At 59.9% G+C, this 16,828-nt stretch carries 20 protein-coding genes; 13 read left to right on the top strand and 7 right to left on the bottom strand.

Annotated elements, in window-relative coordinates; genetic code table 11:
* Positions 1–25: 25 nt before the first annotated feature.
* The gene (locus tag ACOYXE_RS14460) at positions 26–355 is read right to left on the bottom strand and encodes an EscU/YscU/HrcU family type III secretion system export apparatus switch protein (RefSeq protein ID WP_160056832.1); all 330 of its coding nucleotides are present in this window, start codon (positions 353–355) and stop codon (positions 26–28) included.
* Positions 352–1,926 carry a flagellar hook-length control protein FliK gene (gene fliK / locus ACOYXE_RS14455; RefSeq protein ID WP_460929742.1) on the bottom strand — a complete coding sequence of 525 codons (1,575 nt, stop codon included), beginning with the start codon at positions 1,924–1,926 and terminating at the stop codon, positions 352–354. Before fliK ends, ACOYXE_RS14460 begins: the two co-directional genes overlap by 4 nt.
* 197 nt (positions 1,927–2,123) lie before the next feature.
* Between fliK and ccmA the strand changes: the two genes are divergently transcribed.
* The 12 genes from ccmA (at position 2,124) to ACOYXE_RS14395 (ending at position 10,341) form a co-directional block, all read left to right on the top strand.
* Entirely contained in the window at positions 2,124–2,759 is a 636-nt protein-coding gene (ccmA, locus tag ACOYXE_RS14450; protein WP_316917859.1) for a cytochrome c biogenesis heme-transporting ATPase CcmA, read from the top strand.
* A complete protein-coding gene (gene ccmB / locus ACOYXE_RS14445) occupies positions 2,756–3,424 on the top strand; it encodes a heme exporter protein CcmB (RefSeq protein WP_008083427.1) in 669 nt (222 codons plus the stop codon). The genes ccmA and ccmB overlap by 4 nt, the downstream gene beginning before the upstream one ends.
* A 92-nt stretch (positions 3,425–3,516) precedes the next feature.
* The gene (locus ACOYXE_RS14440) at positions 3,517–4,272 is read left to right on the top strand and encodes a heme ABC transporter permease (protein WP_460929740.1); all 756 of its coding nucleotides are present in this window, start codon (positions 3,517–3,519) and stop codon (positions 4,270–4,272) included.
* Positions 4,269–4,445 carry a heme exporter protein CcmD gene (gene ccmD, locus ACOYXE_RS14435; protein ID WP_003222944.1) on the top strand — a complete coding sequence of 59 codons (177 nt, stop codon included), beginning with the start codon at positions 4,269–4,271 and terminating at the stop codon, positions 4,443–4,445. Before ACOYXE_RS14440 ends, ccmD begins: the two co-directional genes overlap by 4 nt.
* A complete protein-coding gene (gene ccmE, locus ACOYXE_RS14430) occupies positions 4,442–4,897 on the top strand; it encodes a cytochrome c maturation protein CcmE (RefSeq protein ID WP_460929736.1) in 456 nt (151 codons plus the stop codon). The genes ccmD and ccmE overlap by 4 nt, the downstream gene beginning before the upstream one ends.
* 3 nt (positions 4,898–4,900) lie before the next feature.
* On the top strand, positions 4,901–6,889 hold the full coding sequence (locus tag ACOYXE_RS14425) for a heme lyase CcmF/NrfE family subunit (RefSeq protein WP_460929734.1): 1,989 nt from the start codon (positions 4,901–4,903) through the stop codon (positions 6,887–6,889).
* Positions 6,886–7,422, top strand: a complete 537-nt coding sequence (locus ACOYXE_RS14420) for a DsbE family thiol:disulfide interchange protein (RefSeq protein WP_007919961.1) — start codon at positions 6,886–6,888, stop codon at positions 7,420–7,422. The genes ACOYXE_RS14425 and ACOYXE_RS14420 overlap by 4 nt, the downstream gene beginning before the upstream one ends.
* Positions 7,419–7,889 carry a cytochrome c-type biogenesis protein gene (locus ACOYXE_RS14415; protein ID WP_034151529.1) on the top strand — a complete coding sequence of 157 codons (471 nt, stop codon included), beginning with the start codon at positions 7,419–7,421 and terminating at the stop codon, positions 7,887–7,889. The genes ACOYXE_RS14420 and ACOYXE_RS14415 overlap by 4 nt, the downstream gene beginning before the upstream one ends.
* On the top strand, positions 7,886–9,088 hold the full coding sequence (gene ccmI, locus ACOYXE_RS14410; RefSeq protein ID WP_460929731.1) for a c-type cytochrome biogenesis protein CcmI: 1,203 nt from the start codon (positions 7,886–7,888) through the stop codon (positions 9,086–9,088). Before ACOYXE_RS14415 ends, ccmI begins: the two co-directional genes overlap by 4 nt.
* 25 nt (positions 9,089–9,113) lie before the next feature.
* Entirely contained in the window at positions 9,114–9,518 is a 405-nt protein-coding gene (locus tag ACOYXE_RS14405; RefSeq protein ID WP_123452769.1) for a hypothetical protein, read from the top strand.
* A 206-nt stretch (positions 9,519–9,724) separates the two neighbouring features.
* Positions 9,725–9,937, top strand: a complete 213-nt coding sequence (locus tag ACOYXE_RS14400) for a type II toxin-antitoxin system HicA family toxin (protein WP_160056844.1) — start codon at positions 9,725–9,727, stop codon at positions 9,935–9,937.
* A complete protein-coding gene (locus tag ACOYXE_RS14395) occupies positions 9,937–10,341 on the top strand; it encodes a type II toxin-antitoxin system HicB family antitoxin (protein WP_460929728.1) in 405 nt (134 codons plus the stop codon). The genes ACOYXE_RS14400 and ACOYXE_RS14395 overlap by 1 nt, the downstream gene beginning before the upstream one ends.
* A 64-nt stretch (positions 10,342–10,405) precedes the next feature.
* Here ACOYXE_RS14395 and ACOYXE_RS14390 read toward each other — a convergent pair whose 3' ends face one another.
* The gene (locus tag ACOYXE_RS14390; RefSeq protein WP_405124250.1) at positions 10,406–11,347 is read right to left on the bottom strand and encodes an IS110 family transposase; all 942 of its coding nucleotides are present in this window, start codon (positions 11,345–11,347) and stop codon (positions 10,406–10,408) included.
* Between the two features lie 238 nt (positions 11,348–11,585).
* Complete coding sequence (locus ACOYXE_RS14385; protein WP_212622684.1) at positions 11,586–12,773, bottom strand: MFS transporter; 1,188 nt, start codon at positions 12,771–12,773, stop codon at positions 11,586–11,588.
* A 241-nt stretch (positions 12,774–13,014) separates the two neighbouring features.
* Here ACOYXE_RS14385 and ACOYXE_RS14380 point away from each other — a divergent pair, with 241 nt between their 5' ends.
* Entirely contained in the window at positions 13,015–13,635 is a 621-nt protein-coding gene (locus ACOYXE_RS14380; RefSeq protein ID WP_460929726.1) for a hypothetical protein, read from the top strand.
* A gap of 240 nt (positions 13,636–13,875) precedes the next feature.
* Here the strand turns inward: ACOYXE_RS14380 and ACOYXE_RS14375 are convergent, their stop codons facing one another.
* The 3 genes from ACOYXE_RS14375 to ACOYXE_RS14365 form a co-directional block, all read right to left on the bottom strand.
* On the bottom strand, positions 13,876–14,874 hold the full coding sequence (locus ACOYXE_RS14375; protein WP_160056850.1) for a sulfate ABC transporter substrate-binding protein: 999 nt from the start codon (positions 14,872–14,874) through the stop codon (positions 13,876–13,878).
* 104 nt (positions 14,875–14,978) lie between these two features.
* Positions 14,979–15,803, bottom strand: coding sequence for an ion transporter (locus ACOYXE_RS14370; RefSeq protein WP_016987501.1), 825 nt, complete (start codon positions 15,801–15,803; stop codon positions 14,979–14,981).
* A gap of 21 nt (positions 15,804–15,824) precedes the next feature.
* A complete protein-coding gene (locus tag ACOYXE_RS14365) occupies positions 15,825–16,739 on the bottom strand; it encodes an urea transporter (RefSeq protein WP_460929723.1) in 915 nt (304 codons plus the stop codon).
* Between the last annotated feature and the right edge of the window lie 89 nt (positions 16,740–16,828).

Here is a 16,828-nt window from a genome sequence, read left to right as displayed (position 1 = left end):
GGCTGCGATCTTTTGCTTTTAAGGCTCAGTAATCATCGCCGCGATCGGTCACATCCTTCTCGACCATCGGCGCATCCGGATCCTGCCCCTCGGGAAATTTCCCCTTCAGATTCCACGCAAACGCGATGATTTCGGCGATCGTGCGATACAGCTCCTCAGGAATGCTGTCGCCCAATTCCATCCGCGCCAACAGCCGCACCAATTCGGCATTTTCGTAAATCGGCACTTCGCAATCGCGAGCAATGCGCAGGATTTCTTCGGCCAGCTCTTCGTCGCCTTTGGCGGTGAGGGTCGGGGCGTGGTTGCCGTCGTATTTGAGGGCGATGGCCTGGCGTGGGGCAGTGGAATCGTTCATGCGGTTTCGTCGACCCAGCGGTGCTCAAGACGGGTTTGATTGCCTTGCGGCGGGGTGCCGAGATGGCAGTCGATATCGCCAACGTTGAGCCCGCGATCAAGCAGGCGCTGGCGCAGGGCGAACAGGTTGTTTTCGATCAGGTCAGCGGTGTACGGCCGTTCGGCCCACAGTTGGCTGGAAAGGCTGCCGGCGATCAGTTGCGCCTGAATCTGCATCGGCCCGAGCGGTTCCATGTCGAACGCCAGATCGACGCGCCACAGTTGTTGCTTGGGCTCGCGTTCCTCGCGACGTTCGTTCGGTTGCGGCTCTCGCTCCGGGGCTTCTTCACGCTGGAACTTGACCTGCAGCGGCACGATGTCCTGCAGATTGCGCATGGGGATTTCCAGTTGCCAAGTGCTGAGCAGGCGTCCGTCGTCGGTGACGCCGGTCTGTTCCAGACTCGACAGTTGATGGCTCTGCAGGCGCGAAACCGCAGCGGCGGCGAGGCGCAGCAACTGTTCCAGATCGCCTTCGCCGTCCAGACTTTGCAGCAAGCGGTCGGGCAGCGGGAAGCTGCTCGGCACCGGTTTCGCGCTGACCTGACCGAGCATGCCGAGCGCATTACGCACGAAACTCGGCAGCGCTTGCGCCAGGGTGTTGGCGGCGATGATCGCGTTGAAACTGGTGCTGCTCGGCAGGCCCGGGGTCAGTTGCGCGATCAGCTTCAGCAGGTCGGCCTTCATGTCCGGGGCCAGCGTCGGGTTCTGCCCGGTCAACAGTTTGGCTTCGAGGAACGCGCCGCTGTTGGCCAGCGCCAGCGCGACGCCTTTGGCGGTGCTCAGTTGTTGCACGTCCGGCAGGCTGGCGAGCAATTTGTCGACCACCGCGCGCAAATCTGCAGAGGTCGAATCATCGGCTGGCGGCAGATTCTGCAGTGCATTCAACAGCCCGCTGAGCGAAGCCTGGCGACTTTGCTGGCCAACCAGTTGCTGACTCACCGCCAGTTGTTCCTGACGACTGCTCATCGGCAGGAATTTCAGGGTTTGTGCATCTTCGACCAACGCCGAAAGCAAGGTGCCGATGCGCAGCGGTTGCGGGCTGTCGATGGTCAGTGTGCTGCCGCTCTGTGCGGTGTTGAGCAAACTGACCAACGAACGGAATACCGCCGCTTGCCCCGGCGTCTGCGGCAGCGCCTGCGAGGTCAGCACTTTGCCTTGCAGCAGCGTGCCGACCGGCAATTGCGACGTATCGATGCGGGTGAGGGCGGCGACGCTGCTGGCGATGGCCTGCTGCACGGTAATCGCCAGGTTGCCCGCCGAGGGTTGGGTGATCGCCAGACTGGTGCCTTGCGGCAGCGGCAGATTGCTGGTTGCCTGCACGGTGGTCTGGCGGCCGCCATCGACGGTCACCTTGAGCAATAACTGAAAAGTCTGATCCGCTTGTTTGAGCGACAACACCTCGGCTTTGGCGCTTTGCCCGGCGCCGATCAGGCCTTCGACCGGGGTCAACAGCTTGAGCAGCTCACCGACCTGCGGGCGAACGGTCGCCGGGGTGGTGGGCGGGAGCGGGAGGATGTTCATTTCGCCTGTCATACGCGGACACAACCTGAGGAAAATGCACTCTTGAGAGTAAGGCACGACATGTATAATGCCGCCCGTCTTGCGCTTCGAATAAAAAACATAGCAATTGTTTGACCCAGCTCTCTAGATCGAGCCGTCAATGCATCTATGCTGCATCTCTTTAACGGCCGCGCCAGAGCCGACTTGAACCGTATAAGGCCCGTGATCCCTTGACCAGTCCTGTCCTGCAAACCGTTGCCCTCGCGTGTGAACGTGATCTGCGGCTGCTCTTCGAAAATCTCGAATTGAGACTCGCCAGTGGCGATATGGTGCAGATCAGCGGACCCAACGGCAGCGGTAAAACCAGCCTGTTACGCCTGCTGTCCGGGCTGATGCAGCCGACCGCTGGACACGTCCTGCTCAATGGCCTGCCGCTGACCGAACAACGCAGCGAACTCGCCCGCAACCTGCTGTGGATCGGCCACGCCGCCGGGATCAAGGATCTACTGACTCCGGAGGAGAACCTGTCGTGGCTCTGCGCCCTGCATCATCCCGCCGAACGCGAGGCCATCTGGCAAGCGCTGGCAGCAGTAGGATTGCGCGGTTTCGAAGATGTTCCCTGCCACAGCCTGTCTGCCGGTCAACAACGTCGCGTGGCGTTGGCACGCCTGTATCTGGACAGCCCGCCGCTGTGGATTCTCGATGAGCCGTTTACTGCCCTTGATAAACAAGGCGTGGCACAACTTGAAGAACATCTGGCCGGGCACTGCGAACGCGGCGGTCTGGTGGTGTTGACCACGCACCACACGCTGAGCCGGATGCCGGCCGGTTATCGCGACATCGATCTGGGGAACTGGGCAGTATGAGTGTGTTTGGCCTGCTGGTTGCCCGTGAATCCCGACTGCTGTTTCGCCGCCCGGCGGAGCTGGCCAATCCACTGATTTTCTTCGCCATCGTCATCGCTTTGTTCCCGCTGGCCGTCGGCCCGGAAACTCAAGTGTTGCAAAACCTGTCCCCCGGGTTAGTCTGGGTGGCGGCGCTGTTGTCGGTCCTGCTCTCGCTGGACGGGCTGTTCCGCAGTGATTTCGAAGACGGATCCCTGGAACAGTGGGTCCTTTCGTCGCACCCGCTGCCACTTCTGGTCTTGGCCAAGGTGCTGGCACACTGGCTTTTCTCCGGTCTGGCGCTGGTTCTGCTCTCACCGCTGCTGGCGTTGATGCTCGGTTTGCCTGCCGCCTGCCTGCCGGTTTTGCTGTTTTCGTTGCTGTTGGGCACACCGGTGCTGAGCTTGCTCGGCGCGGTGGGCGCGGCACTGACGGTCGGTTTGAAACGTGGCGGCCTGTTGCTGGCGCTGCTGATTCTGCCGTTGTACATCCCGGTGTTGATCCTTGGCAGTGGCGCCTTGCAGGCAGCCCTCCAAGGCATGCCGGCGACCGGGTATCTGCTGTGGCTTGGGAGCCTGACCGCACTGGCGATCACCCTGACACCCTTTGCAATAGCTGCTGGCCTGAAGATCAGCGTCGGCGAATAATAATGAGGTCTGGTTAAAATTAACCGCTTTTTAATAAAAGCATGACCCTATGCCAGCTCACACCGATGAGCGGCATCCGTGATGGAAACAGTATGAACTGGACCTGGTTTCACAAGCTCGGCTCGCCCAAGTGGTTCTACGGCATCAGCAGCAAGTTCCTGCCATGGTTGAGCATCGCAGCGTTGCTACTGATCGGCGTCGGCGTCGTTTGGGGCCTGGCCTTCGCGCCGCCGGATTATCAGCAAGGCAACAGCTTTCGCATCATCTATATCCACGTACCTGCCGCGATGCTCGCTCAGTCGATCTACGTGATGCTGGCGGTGTGCGGTGTGGTCGGGCTGGTGTGGAAGATGAAACTGGCCGACGTCGCCCTGCAATGCGCGGCACCGATCGGCGCGTGGATGACCGCCGTGGCGCTGGTCACCGGGGCGATCTGGGGCAAACCGACCTGGGGCTCGTGGTGGGTCTGGGATGCGCGCTTGACCTCAATGCTGATTCTGCTGTTCCTGTATTTCGGCGTGATCGCGCTAGGCAATGCGATCAGCAACCGCGACAGCGCCGCCAAGGCCTGCGCCGTGCTGGCCATCGTCGGTGTGATCAACATCCCGATCATCAAATACTCGGTGGAGTGGTGGAACACCCTGCACCAAGGCGCGACCTTCACCCTCACTGAAAAACCGGCGATGCCGGCGCAAATGTGGCTGCCGCTGTTGCTGACCGTGCTGGGTTTCTACTGCTTCTTCGGCGCCGTGCTGTTGCTGCGCATGCGCCTCGAAGTGCTCAAGCGCGAAGCCCGCGCCAGTTGGGTGAAAGAAGAAGTGCAGAACAGTCTGGAGGCCGCTCGATGAGTTTTGCTTCATTCGGCGACTTCCTCGCCATGGGTCATCATGGCCTGTATGTCTGGTCGGCCTACGGCATCTGTCTGGCGGTGCTGATCCTCAACGTGGTGGCGCCGATTGCGGCCCGCAAGCGCTATCTGCAACAAGAGGCGCGTCGTCTGCGCCGGGAGAACGGCAAGTGAATCCGCTGCGCAAGAAACGTCTGATCATCATTCTGGCCATTCTGGTCGGGGTCGGCGCTGCCGTCGGCCTGGCCCTCAGCGCCCTGCAGCAGAACATCAATCTGTTCTACACCCCGACCCAGATCGCCAATGGCGAAGCGCCGCAAGACACGCGCATCCGCGCCGGTGGCATGGTCGAGAAGGGCTCGCTGCAACGTTCGCCGGACTCGCTGGACGTCAAATTCGTCGTCACCGACTTCAATAGATCCGTGACCATCGCCTATCGCGGCATCCTCCCGGATCTGTTCCGCGAAGGGCAGGGCATCGTCGCCCTCGGCAAGCTCAACGCTGACGGCGTGGTGGTGGCCGATGAAGTGCTGGCCAAGCACGACGAGAAGTACATGCCGCCGGAAGTGACCAAAGCCTTGAAAGACAGCGGGCAGTCCGCACCCACACCTGCGAAGGAGGGTTGATCGATGACCTCGGCGATTTTTATTCCTGAGTTGGGCCATCTGGCGATGATTTTGGCGCTGTGTTTTGCGCTGGTGCAGGCCGTGGTGCCATTGATTGGTGCCTGGCGCGGCGACCGCTTCTGGATGAGCCTGGCACAGCCGGCGGCGTGGGGTCAGTTTGCCTTTCTGCTGTTCGCGTTCGGCATTCTGACCTACGCGTTCATGACCGATGACTTCTCCGTCGCATATGTGGCGAACAACTCCAACACCGCGTTGCCGTGGTATTACAAATTCAGCGCGGTGTGGGGCGCCCACGAAGGGTCGTTGCTGCTGTGGGCGCTGATCCTCGGCGGCTGGACCTTCGCGGTGTCGGTGTTCTCGCGGCAGTTGCCGCAAGTGATGCTTGCCCGCGTCCTGGCGGTGATGGGCATGATCAGCACCGGTTTCCTGCTGTTCCTGATCCTCACGTCCAACCCGTTCAAACGCATCCTGCCGCAGATGCCGAGCAATGGCGCTGACTTGAACCCGTTGTTGCAAGACATCGGTCTGATCGTTCACCCGCCGATGTTGTACATGGGCTACGTCGGTTTTTCGGTGGCGTTTGCCTTCGCCATTGCCGCTTTGATGGGCGGTCGACTCGATGCCGCATGGGCACGCTGGTCGCGTCCGTGGACGATCGTCGCCTGGGCCTTCCTCGGTATCGGCATCACCCTCGGTTCGTGGTGGGCGTATTACGAACTCGGCTGGGGTGGCTGGTGGTTCTGGGACCCGGTGGAAAACGCCTCGTTCATGCCATGGCTGGTCGGCACCGCGCTGATGCACTCGTTGGCGGTCACGGAAAAACGTGGCGTGTTCAAGAGCTGGACGGTGTTGCTGGCGATTGCCGCGTTCTCGCTGAGCCTGCTCGGGACCTTCCTCGTACGTTCTGGCGTGCTGACTTCGGTGCACGCGTTTGCCTCCGATCCTGAGCGCGGCGTGTTCATCCTGATCTTCCTGTTGTTCGTGGTCGGCGGCTCGCTGACGTTGTTCGCCCTGCGCGCACCGGTCGTAAAGAGTCAGGTCGGCTTCAACCTGTGGTCGCGGGAAACCCTGCTGCTGGGCAACAACCTGGTGCTGGTGGTGGCGGCGTCGATGATTCTGCTCGGCACGCTGTACCCGCTGATTCTCGATGCCCTCAGCGGCGCGAAGATGTCGGTCGGCCCGCCGTACTTCAATGCGCTGTTCATTCCGTTGATGGCGTTGCTGATGATGGTGATGGCGGTCGGTGTGATCGTGCGTTGGAAAGACACCCCGGTGAAATGGCTGGCCAGCATGCTGACGCCAGTGCTGCTCGGTAGCGTTGCGCTGGCGGTGGTGGCCGGTGTCGCTTACGGCGATTTCAACTGGGCGGTGATTGCGACCTTCCTGCTTGCTGCGTGGGTGCTGCTGGCCGGTGCACGCGACATCGTCGACAAGACTCGCCACAAAGGTTTGATCAAAGGCCTTCCAACCCTGACCCGCAGCTATTGGGGCATGCAGATCGCCCACCTCGGCATCGCCGTGTGTGCGCTGGGCGTGGTCTTGTCGAGTCAGAACAGTGCCGAACGCGACCTGCGTCTGGCGCCGGGCGAGTCGATGGACCTGGCCGGTTATCACTTTGTCTTCGAAGGCGCCAAGCACTTTGAAGGGCCGAACTTCACCTCCGACAAAGGCACTATTCGGGTGATCCGCGACGGCAAGGAAGTCAGCGTACTGCACCCGGAAAAACGTCTGTACACGGTGCAGAACTCGGTGATGACCGAAGCCGGGATCGACGCCGGTTTCACCCGCGACCTCTACGTTGCCCTCGGCGAGCCGCTAGACAATGGCGCGTGGGCGGTGCGCGTGCATGTCAAACCGTTCGTGCGCTGGATCTGGTTCGGCGGCTTGCTCACCGGGTTCGGTGGCTTGCTGGCGGCGCTGGATCGACGGTATCGGGTCAAGGTGAAAGCCAAGGTGCGTGAAGCCCTGGGCATGACGGGAGCGGCGGCATGAGACGTTGGTTGATGCTGGTGCCACTGGCGATTTTCCTGCTGGTGGCGGTGTTTCTTTATCGCGGTCTGTACCTCGATCCGGCGGAGTTGCCGTCGGCGATGATCAACAAACCGTTCCCGGAGTTTTCCCTGCCCAACGTGCAGGGCGACAAGAGCCTGACCAAGGCCGACATCCTCGGCAAACCGGCGCTGGTCAATGTCTGGGGCACCTGGTGCATTTCCTGCCGGGTCGAGCATCCGGTGCTGAACAAACTCGCCGAGCGCGGCGTGGTGATCTACGGCATCAACTACAAGGACACCAACGCTGATGCCTTGAAGTGGCTGGCCGAATTCCACAATCCGTATGCGCTGGACATCCGCGACGATGAAGGTTCGCTGGGCCTCAATCTTGGTGTTTACGGCGCACCGGAAACCTTCTTCATCGACGCCAAAGGCATCATCCGCGACAAGTACGTCGGCGTGATCGACGAGCAGGTCTGGCGCGAAAAACTCGCGGCCAAGTATCAGGCGCTGGTCGATGAGGCCAAGCCATGAAGCGTTTCTTAGCCGCCGTGGTTTTGGGCCTGAGTCTGGTCGGCGTGGCCCATGCCGCCATCGACACCTACGAGTTCGCCAAAGAAGGTGATCGTGAGCGTTTCCGCGAACTGACCAAGGAATTGCGCTGCCCCAAGTGCCAGAACCAGGACATCGCCGACTCCAACGCGCCGATTGCCGCTGACCTGCGCAAAGAGATTTTCCGCATGCTCGGCGAGGGCAAGGACAACCAGCAGATCATCGACTTCATGGTCGATCGCTACGGTGATTTCGTCCGCTACAAACCGGCACTCAATGCCAAAACCGCACTGCTGTGGTTCGGCCCGGCCGGTCTGCTGCTCGGTGGTTTGGTGGTGATCGCGGTGATCGTCCGCCGTCGTCGCGGCCAGCGTGCCGAGACACCGCAAGCGCTGTCCAGCGAAGAGCGTCAGCGCCTCGACCAACTGTTGGATAAAAACCAAGAATGATTGATTTCTGGCTTGCCGCAGGGCTGTTGCTTCTGGTCGCCCTGAGTTTTCTGCTGATCCCGGTGCTGCGTGAACGTCGCGCCCAGCGTGAAGAGGATCGTACTGCCTTGAACGTCGCGCTGTATCAGGAGCGTGTCGCCGAGTTGCAAGCGCAACAGGCTGAAGGCGTGCTCGACGCTGCGCAAATGGACAGTGGTCGTGCCGAGGCTGCACGTGAGTTGCTGGCAGATACCGAAGGCGTCAGCGCGCCACGGGTTTCCCGACTGGGTAAACCGTTGCCGTTGTTGGCGGCTGTGCTGGTGCCGGTGTTGGGCCTGGGGCTGTATCTGCATTTTGGCGCTGCCGACAAAGTCGAACTGACCCGCGAATTCGCCCAGGCGCCGCAGTCGATGGAAGAGATGACCCAGCGTCTGGAGCGTGCTGTTGCAGCGCAACCGGATTCTGCAGAAGGTCTGTATTTCCTTGGCCGCACCTACATGGCGCAAGAGCGCCCGGCGGACGCAGCAAAGATGTTCGAACGCGCCGCCAATCTGGCGGGTCGTCAGCCGGAGCTGCTCGGCCAGTGGGCGCAGGCGCAGTATTTTGCTGACGGCAAGAAGTGGTCTACGAAAATTCAGGCCCTGACCGACGAAGCGCTGAAGGCTGATCCGAAAGAAGTCACCAGCCTTGGTTTGCTCGGTATCGCTGCGTTTGAAGGCGAGCGTTATCAGGAGGCTATCGATTATTGGAACCGCTTGCTCGCGCAATTGCCGCCGGAGGACAGCTCCCGCGCTGCGCTGCAAGGCGGGATCAAACGCGCCGCCGAGCGTCTGGAAGCCAGTGGCGGCAAAGTCGCTCAGGCACCGGTAGCCGCGAAAGCCGCGCTGTTGAAAGTCAGCGTCGATCTGGCCAGCGAACTCAGAAGCAAAGTGAAACCGGGCGACAGCGTGTTCATCTTCGCTCGCGCCACCTCTGGCCCACCAGCACCGCTGGCGGCCAAACGCCTGACCGTGGCCGATCTGCCGGTGACCGTCGAACTGGGCGATGCTGACGCAATGATGCCGCAGTTGAAACTGTCGAACTTCCCTGAAGTCCAACTGGTTGCGCGCATCTCACGGGCTGGTCAACCGACCGCCGGTGAGTGGGTCGGTCGCAGCGGTCCTCTGGCCAGCAGCACCACTGCGCTACAAAAACTGACCATCGACAGCCCGGACCAATAGCCGGACACAACAGGAAAGCACCGCCATGCACACCATCGCCCGAATCACAGTCCTCACACTGGCCCTGGGCTTGAGTGCATGTGCGGTGCAACGACCGGAACCGACCACCAACCTGCCGCCAATCCCACCGTCGCAGCCAAGCCCGACCCCGTCGACCTCGCCGACCCCAGGCAAAAGCATCCCGGCGAAACCAACCAAACCAGTGCCGCGCACCTCAGCCAGCTTCGCCCCACCACCGGGCGGCAACAGCCACTGGGATCAGAAACTCGGCGTCTACGTCCTCGACGACCAGACCAACACCTTCTACCGCCAGCGCACCTACTACCGCTGGAACAACGGCTGGAGCCGCTCGGTCAGCCCCAACGGCCCGTGGGAAGACACCAACATCCACGGCGTGCCACCGGGGTTGGGCAAGCAGTTCGGGCAGTGAATGAAACGGCGATCCTCGGATCGCCGTTTTGCTGTGTGCCTGTTGGGTTCGCACGGAAATTGCTCAAGGAAGTGCTGCGCAAAGCTCAGGGTCTAGCGTTTCAATCACACTCTGTAAAACAACCGGGCGTCGCTTCCAGGATTTCTGTGCTTGAGTAAAGATAACTCTAGGGTTATTTTTAAAAGGCCAAGGCAAGGAGGCGGTTGGTGCAAAGCAGGCTATTGATCAAGGAGTTGGAGGAGGCAGGCTGGACGCTGGATCGGGTCACTGGCAGTCATCACATCTTCAGGCACCGATACAACCCGTACACGATTCCCGTTCCTCACCCGAAAAAGGATTTGCCACTGGGGACGGTCAAAAGCATCAGGAGGCGTGCCGGGTTGTACAACCCGCCAGCCAGTTACCAAGGAGATCCGTAATGCAATATCCAATCTGCATCGAATGGGGTGATGAAAATACCGCCATCGGTATTCAGATCCCTGATATTCCCGGCGCAGTAACGGCAGGGGACAGCTTTGAAGATGCCTACAAGGCTGCCGTTGAAATCGCCCACATCATGCTGCAGGAGATCGCGGCAGACGGGGAGTCGATTCCTATGCCGACTTCGGCATCTGCTCATCGCAGTAATCCGGACTTTGCCGACATGGGATGGGGCATGCTCGAGCTGGACATTTCGCCCTATCTCGGCAAGACCGAGAAGGTCAACGTAACGCTGCCCGGTTACGTGATTCAGCGCATCGACCGTTATGTGCGCGAACACAATGTCAAAAGTCGCTCCTCCTTTCTGGCGGATGCGGCCATGGAGAAACTGGTTCGTTATTAAGCTTCCTCGCTCCCCCAGGCTCAGTGAATAACCTGTGGGAGATTCTATGGTTGAGGGGAAGCCCTCAACTGACTTTTGTCTGATATTCGCTTTGCCCTTTCAGCAAGGCGAATACCACCCGAGCAAGTTTGCGAGCCAGCATCACCAACGCCTGCGTGGTGCTGAAACCCCGTGCTCTTTGGGCTTCGTAAAACCCTTTCCAGGCTATCGTACGGCTAGCCGACATCGCTGCGTTGTGCAAAAGTCGGCGGGCCTCGGGGTCTCCGCGCTTGGTCAAGCTGCGGCGACCGTCCTTTTGCCCTGATTTCGATACCCGTAAATCCATGCCCAGGAAGGCGATAAACGCATCCGCGTTGCTAAATTCCCCCCGCTGAAACGCCGTGAGCAGGCGCGCTCCGGTCAGAAATCCAATGCCCTCAACTTTCAGGCAACGCTTCAATTGGCAGAGCAAACCGGCTTGTTTGAGCTGATCGTTGATCGTCTTTTCGATCATCGTTTCAAGCCGCTGCATGGATTTTATTTGTTCAGCAAAAGCTGCCTTCAACAGCGGCTCATTCGACCAGCTCTGCACCAGGCCGACCCTTGCCTGGACCAAAGCCGCGCGGCGGCGGAAAAGGCTCAGGAGCTGGCGGTACAGCGGTGATGGCGGGGTCCAGGGGCGCAACTCCTCGGCTTCGTTCTTCAGGTAACGGGCCAGCAGCTTGGCGTCCAAGGCGTCGGTTTTGGCGCGGATCTTCACGCCTTCGCGGTAATGTTTGAGTTCATAGCCACCCACCATGTAAATCGTGCAACCGGCCGCATAGGCCAAATCAGCGAATTCCAGGTGGTAGATGTTGGTTGCCTCAATGGCAATAGACACGGGGCCGAGCAAGGCCTTCAGCCACTGCTTGATGGATGTTTTGGTGTTGGGAATCGCTTCAAGCAGATCGCTATCGGCCTGATAAATCACCAGTTCATTTTTGGCGACATCCACGCCAACGATCGGATTTGATAGAGCGACTGGCATTGCCACAGGATTTCCTCCGGGATAAGGTTTGAGCACTTGAAGGGCTCACCCAGAGGCGCAGGCTTGTTCCTATCGTCGGTCTAGCCAGATGCATTCTTTATCGGCGCTTGGGTGAAAGGAGGAGGGGCGAAATCTCCCACGGTCTGTGCTGCGTCAACAGCCAGAATCGAGCCTTGTCCCTCCTCCTCCCTTCAAGTCCTACCATACAAGCGAGCCTGCTCGCGAAGCTTTTGGCGCCTTATGCCGTTGCCAATGAACCACGCTGGGAAGCACTCAAAAACCGCAACAATGCCAACAGCGGAAACACACTCCCCACAATCACGATCCACAACCAGCCGCCATGCTCATACACCGCACTGGCCACCGATGAGCCGAAGGCGCCGCCGATAAAGATGCTGGTCATGTACAGCGCGTTCAGCCGGCCACGGCTTTTCGCGTCCAGCGAGTAGACCGCGCGCTGACCGAGGACCATGTTCATCTGCACGCAGAAATCGAGCACCACGCCGGTCACGGCCAAGCCGATGACGCTGTAAGCCGGGTGGATGAAGGCGGGCAGGAAGCTTAGGCTGGCGAAGACCATGGCCAGCAGCGAAGCGATGCGAGTGTGGCCGGCGTCGGCCAGGCGTCCGCTGATCGGCGCGGCGATGGCACCGATGGCGCCAACCAGGGCGAAGATGGCGATTTCGCTTTGCGACAGGCCATGGTTGCGCGCCAGTTCCAGCGGCACAGCGGTCCAGAACAGGCTGAACGTAGCGAACATGCAGCCCTGATAAAACGCCCGTTGACGCAGTACCGGTTGCTGGCGCAGCAACGTCCACAGCGAACCGATCAGTTGGCCGTAGGTGGCGCTATGATCCGGTTGGCGCTTGGGCACGGTCAGCGCCAATACAACGCTGATCGCTGCCATCAATGCGGCGGCAATCATGAACATCGCCCGCCAGCCGAGATGGTCAGCGACCACGCTCGACACCGGCCGCGCCAACAGAATACCCAGCAGCAAACCACCCATGATCCCGCCGACGACACGACCTCGAGACTCTTCCGGTGCCAGATGCGCCGCCAGTGGAATCAGGATCTGCACCGACACCGAGCTGAAACCCACCAACAACGAGATCAGCAAAAACACATTCGGCTGATCGGTAAACGCCGCTGCCAGCAGGCTGGCAATCGCCACCACGGTGGTGATGATCATCAATCGGCGGTTCTCCAGCAGATCACCCAGCGGCACGAGGAAGAACAGGCCCAGCGCATAACCGATCTGCGTCAGCGAGACGATGAAGCTGGCCATGGTGTCGGAGAGGCCGATGTCCGGCGCGATCAGGCCGATGATCGGCTGCGCGTAGTAAATGTTGGCAACGATGGCGCCGCAGCAGAAGGCGAACAGCAGCACCATGCCTCGGGTCATTGCGTGAGTGGTGGTGGTCATAAGGGTTCTCGATCCAGCGAAAGAATGCGCTAAGGCTATGGGGCAAACCGGATGGGCAGAAGACGCCTTCGGTTGATATCAGTTATTCCGTTGCGCAATGACGGGATGCTAGCAGCGTGTCATCCATCGGCGGACCTTGCGTCCGACCGTTGCGGGTCGATGATACATTCACTTACATCCTGTTCGATAGCGTGCTTATGTTTGTATCGGCTTGTTCAACATTCATGACCGGAGGATTGCCATGTTTCGTCAGACGCTTCGCCACACCGCAACCATTGTCCTGATCAGCCTGCTGGGCGCGACGAGCGTGCAGGCCGCCGATGCTCCGGGGATGCGCATTGGCGTGCGCGGCGAGATCACCGGGGTCAACGCAGAAAGCTTGAAAGTCCACGTCAACACTGGCGAGAACGTGGTAATCCAGTTGACCGGTGACACCAAGATTCGCGCCGTCACCCTGGCCAATATCGAAGACATCAAACCCGGCAGCTACATCGGTTCGGCGGCGATACCGCAGGAGGATGGCACGCTCAAGGCGCTGGAGGTGCATGTGTTCCCGCCGGAACTGGCGGGTAGCGGCGACGGGCATCGGCCGTTCGATCTGGCCAAGGGCAGCAGCATGACCAATGGCAGCGTCGGCGATCTGGTGGTGAGCAACGGGCGGGTGTTGACGGTGAACTACAAGGGTGGGCAGCAGAAGATTCTGGTGCCCGAGGATGTGCCGATTGTGAATTTGGTGCCGGGGGATCGGAGCTTGCTGAAGGTTGGGGTGAAGATCGTTACGTTCGTCACGCAGAGTGCGGATGGCACGCTGACGGCGCAATCGATTTCTGCGGGGAAGGATGGCGTCACCCCACCGATGTAAAAGCCCCTCACCCTAACCCTCTCCCAGAGGGAGAGGGGACTGACCGAGGTGTCTGGCGCTATACATCGACCTGAAAGACTTGCAGCGATTATGGATTCACAGCAGCACTTTCAGGTCGGCAAATCTTTTGAGCATCCCACGGTCGGCCCCCTCTCCCTCTGGGAGAGGGCTGGGGTGAGGGTAAAGCGGCCACAAAAAAGGCGACCACTGTGGATCGCCTTTTTCACGCCAGCTTAAACCTTACTGCCCGCTATAAATCTGATCGAAAACCCCACCATCATTGAAGTGAGTCTTCTGCACCGTACGCCAGTCACCAAAGGTCTTCTCAACCGAAAGGAAATCAACTTTCGGGAAGCGATCGGTGTACTTCGCCAGCACCGCCGGATCACGCGGACGCAGGTAGTTTGCCGCGGCAATCTCCTGACCTTCCGGCGACCACAGGTACTTCAGATATTCATCCGCCGCCGCACGCGAGCCTTTCTTGTCGACCACTTTATCGACCACAGAAACCGGCGGCTCAGCCTCAGCCGAAACACTCGGGTAGATCACTTCAAACTGATCGCGACCAAACTCGCGGGCGATCATTTCCGCCTCGTTTTCGAAGGTCACCAGCACGTCGCCGATCTGGTTGGTCATGAACGTGGTGGTCGCTGCACGGCCACCGGTATCGAGTACCGGCGCTTGCTTAAACAGTTTGCCGACGAAATCTTTGGCCTTGTTCTCGTCACCACCGTTCTTCAGCACGTAACCCCAGGCCGACAGGTAGGTGTAGCGGCCGTTGCCCGAAGTTTTCGGGTTCGGCACGATCACTTGTACGCCATCCTTGAGCAGATCCGGCCAGTCTTTCAGGGCTTTCGGGTTGCCTTTACGGACGATGAACACAGTGGCTGAAGTAAACGGCGCGCTGTTGTTCGGCAGTCGGGTGACCCAGTTCTCCGGCACCAGTTTGCCGTTGTCGGCGAGGGCGTTGATGTCGGTGGCCATGTTCATGGTGATGACGTCAGCCGGCAGGCCATCGATCACCGAGCGCGCTTGCTTGCTCGAACCGCCGAAGGACATCTGTACGGTAATGTTTTCGTTGTGCTCGGCTTGCCAGTGTTTCTGGAACGCAGTGTTGTAGTCCTTGTAGAAATCGCGCATCACGTCGTAGGAAACGTTGAGCAGCGTCGGGGCTGCCTGAGCGATGTTGGTCAAGGCCAGGCCGGCGGCGAGAAGTGAGGCGCCAAAGAGTTTTTTCACTGCGCATTCCTTGTTTTATCGGTGTAGAAGCAGGGAGTGATGTTCAATTGCCACTGACTATAACGGGGCGCGCATAGTCGTTTAAAGATTAAAAAGCTCTGTGCTTATTCCAGTTTCTTGAACAACGCATTGCCACATCGCGAGCAGAACGCCGCGCCGTGTTCATGGCTGTTTTTCTTACACACCGGGCAGTCGTGTTGCAGCTGTTCGCCGCGCATGGCGTTGGCCAGTTCGGCGGTGAAAATCCCCGTCGGCACGGCGATGATCGAATAACCGGTGATCATCACCAGCGACGAAATCACCTGGCCCAGCGGCGTCTTCGGCACGATGTCGCCGAAGCCCACGGTGGTCAACGTGACGATGGCCCAATAGATGCCTTTGGGAATGCTGGTGAAGCCATGTTCCGGGCCTTCGATCACGTACATCAAGGTGCCGAACACCGTCACCAGGGTGCAGACGCTGACCAGAAACACGACGATCTTCTGCTTGCTGCCACGCAGCGCCGACATCAGATAATTGGCTTGCTTGAGGTACGGGCTGAGCTTGAGCACCCGGAAGATCCGCAACATGCGGATGATCCGGATAATCAGCAGGTACTGCGCATCGCTGTAATACAGGGCGAGGATGCCGGGCACGATCGCCAGCAAATCCACCAGCCCGTAAAAGCTGAAGGCGTAGCGCAATGGCTTGGGCGAGCAGTACAGGCGCAGGATGTACTCGCCGAGAAAGATGATCGTGAAGCCCCACTCGATGTAGGCCAGCACGTCCGCATAGTTCTGGTGAATGCTGTCGATACTGTCGAGCATCACGATCACCAGACTGGCGAGGATGATCAACAGCAGGATGCCGTCGAAGCGACGCCCGGCGAGGGTGTCGCTCTGGAAAATCATCACGTAAAGCCGTTCGCGCCAACTGTTGCTGCTGTCCATGGATAACGCCTGAATCGAAGATCAGCGCAGCCTAGGTTGATTCTCCCCATGAGCGCAAGGCGCACGCTCGACCGGCGTTTTGCCGAGCATCTGAATACCGGCGCGGATCAGCCAGCCGGCGAGGATGAACGGCGCGGTCAGGGTGGCCAGGCCGACAGCGGCAAATAGCGGAGTGACCAGCAGCGCCAGCACGATGCCGACCAGTGGCAGCCAAGGTTGCTGGCGTTGCGCGGAGAATGCAAGGGCGGCGAGCACGGCGTTATAGCTGCCGAGACCGAGCAAAGCGGAGCCGCTTTCGTGATGCAGCAGGCTGGAGCCGAGGCCGATCACCGAGGCGAGCATTGCCCAGCAAAATGCGCGGCGATCAGCGATCAGCAAACCGATGGCAATCAGCGCGCCGGCCAGCGGATGGCCGAGGAACATCACCTGGCCCAAACCGCGCAATTCGGCGGCAAGCACATTCAGCGTGTTCATTTCGATGTGCGCCATCGGCGCTGACGGTTCGGCGAACAGCAGCAATACCCAGCTCATGGCCACGAACGGCGAGGTGTAGGCCGGTATGGCTCGGCTGCGATATACGTGTTTGAGCCATTGCTGCGTGACCATCGCGCTCAATCCGCCAGCGGCAAGAATCAGCGGCGGCAGCAGCGGCGACCAAGGGAAATACAGGCTCAGCAACAGGCCAAGCAAAATGCCGTTGTAGCTGAACAGTCCAGCCTGGCGATCAGCCTTGGCGTAGTTGCGTCGTTGCGCGGTGAGCAAACCGGCAACGGCACCGAGCAGCGCACCGGCGAACAGCACGGGCGCCGTCAGCAGGATCGCCAACAGGCACAACAGGCCGCACAGCGGATGACGCTGGAGGAATATTTGACTGAAACCGTTGAGCAAAGCCTCGGCCCAGTCGGGGCAGTGGGTGTTGAAATGATTGGCAGGCATGGCAGTTCTGAAAGTCAGAGAAACCGGGTTGCCTTCTTCGCCAGCAGGCTGGCTCCCACATTGAATCTTTGTTCAGTCATTGAGTTTGT

The organism is Pseudomonas sp. MC6 (assembly GCF_054790575.1).
The sequence above is the reverse complement of the archived record's forward strand: the minus strand, read 5'-3'. Positions and strand labels throughout refer to the sequence as shown.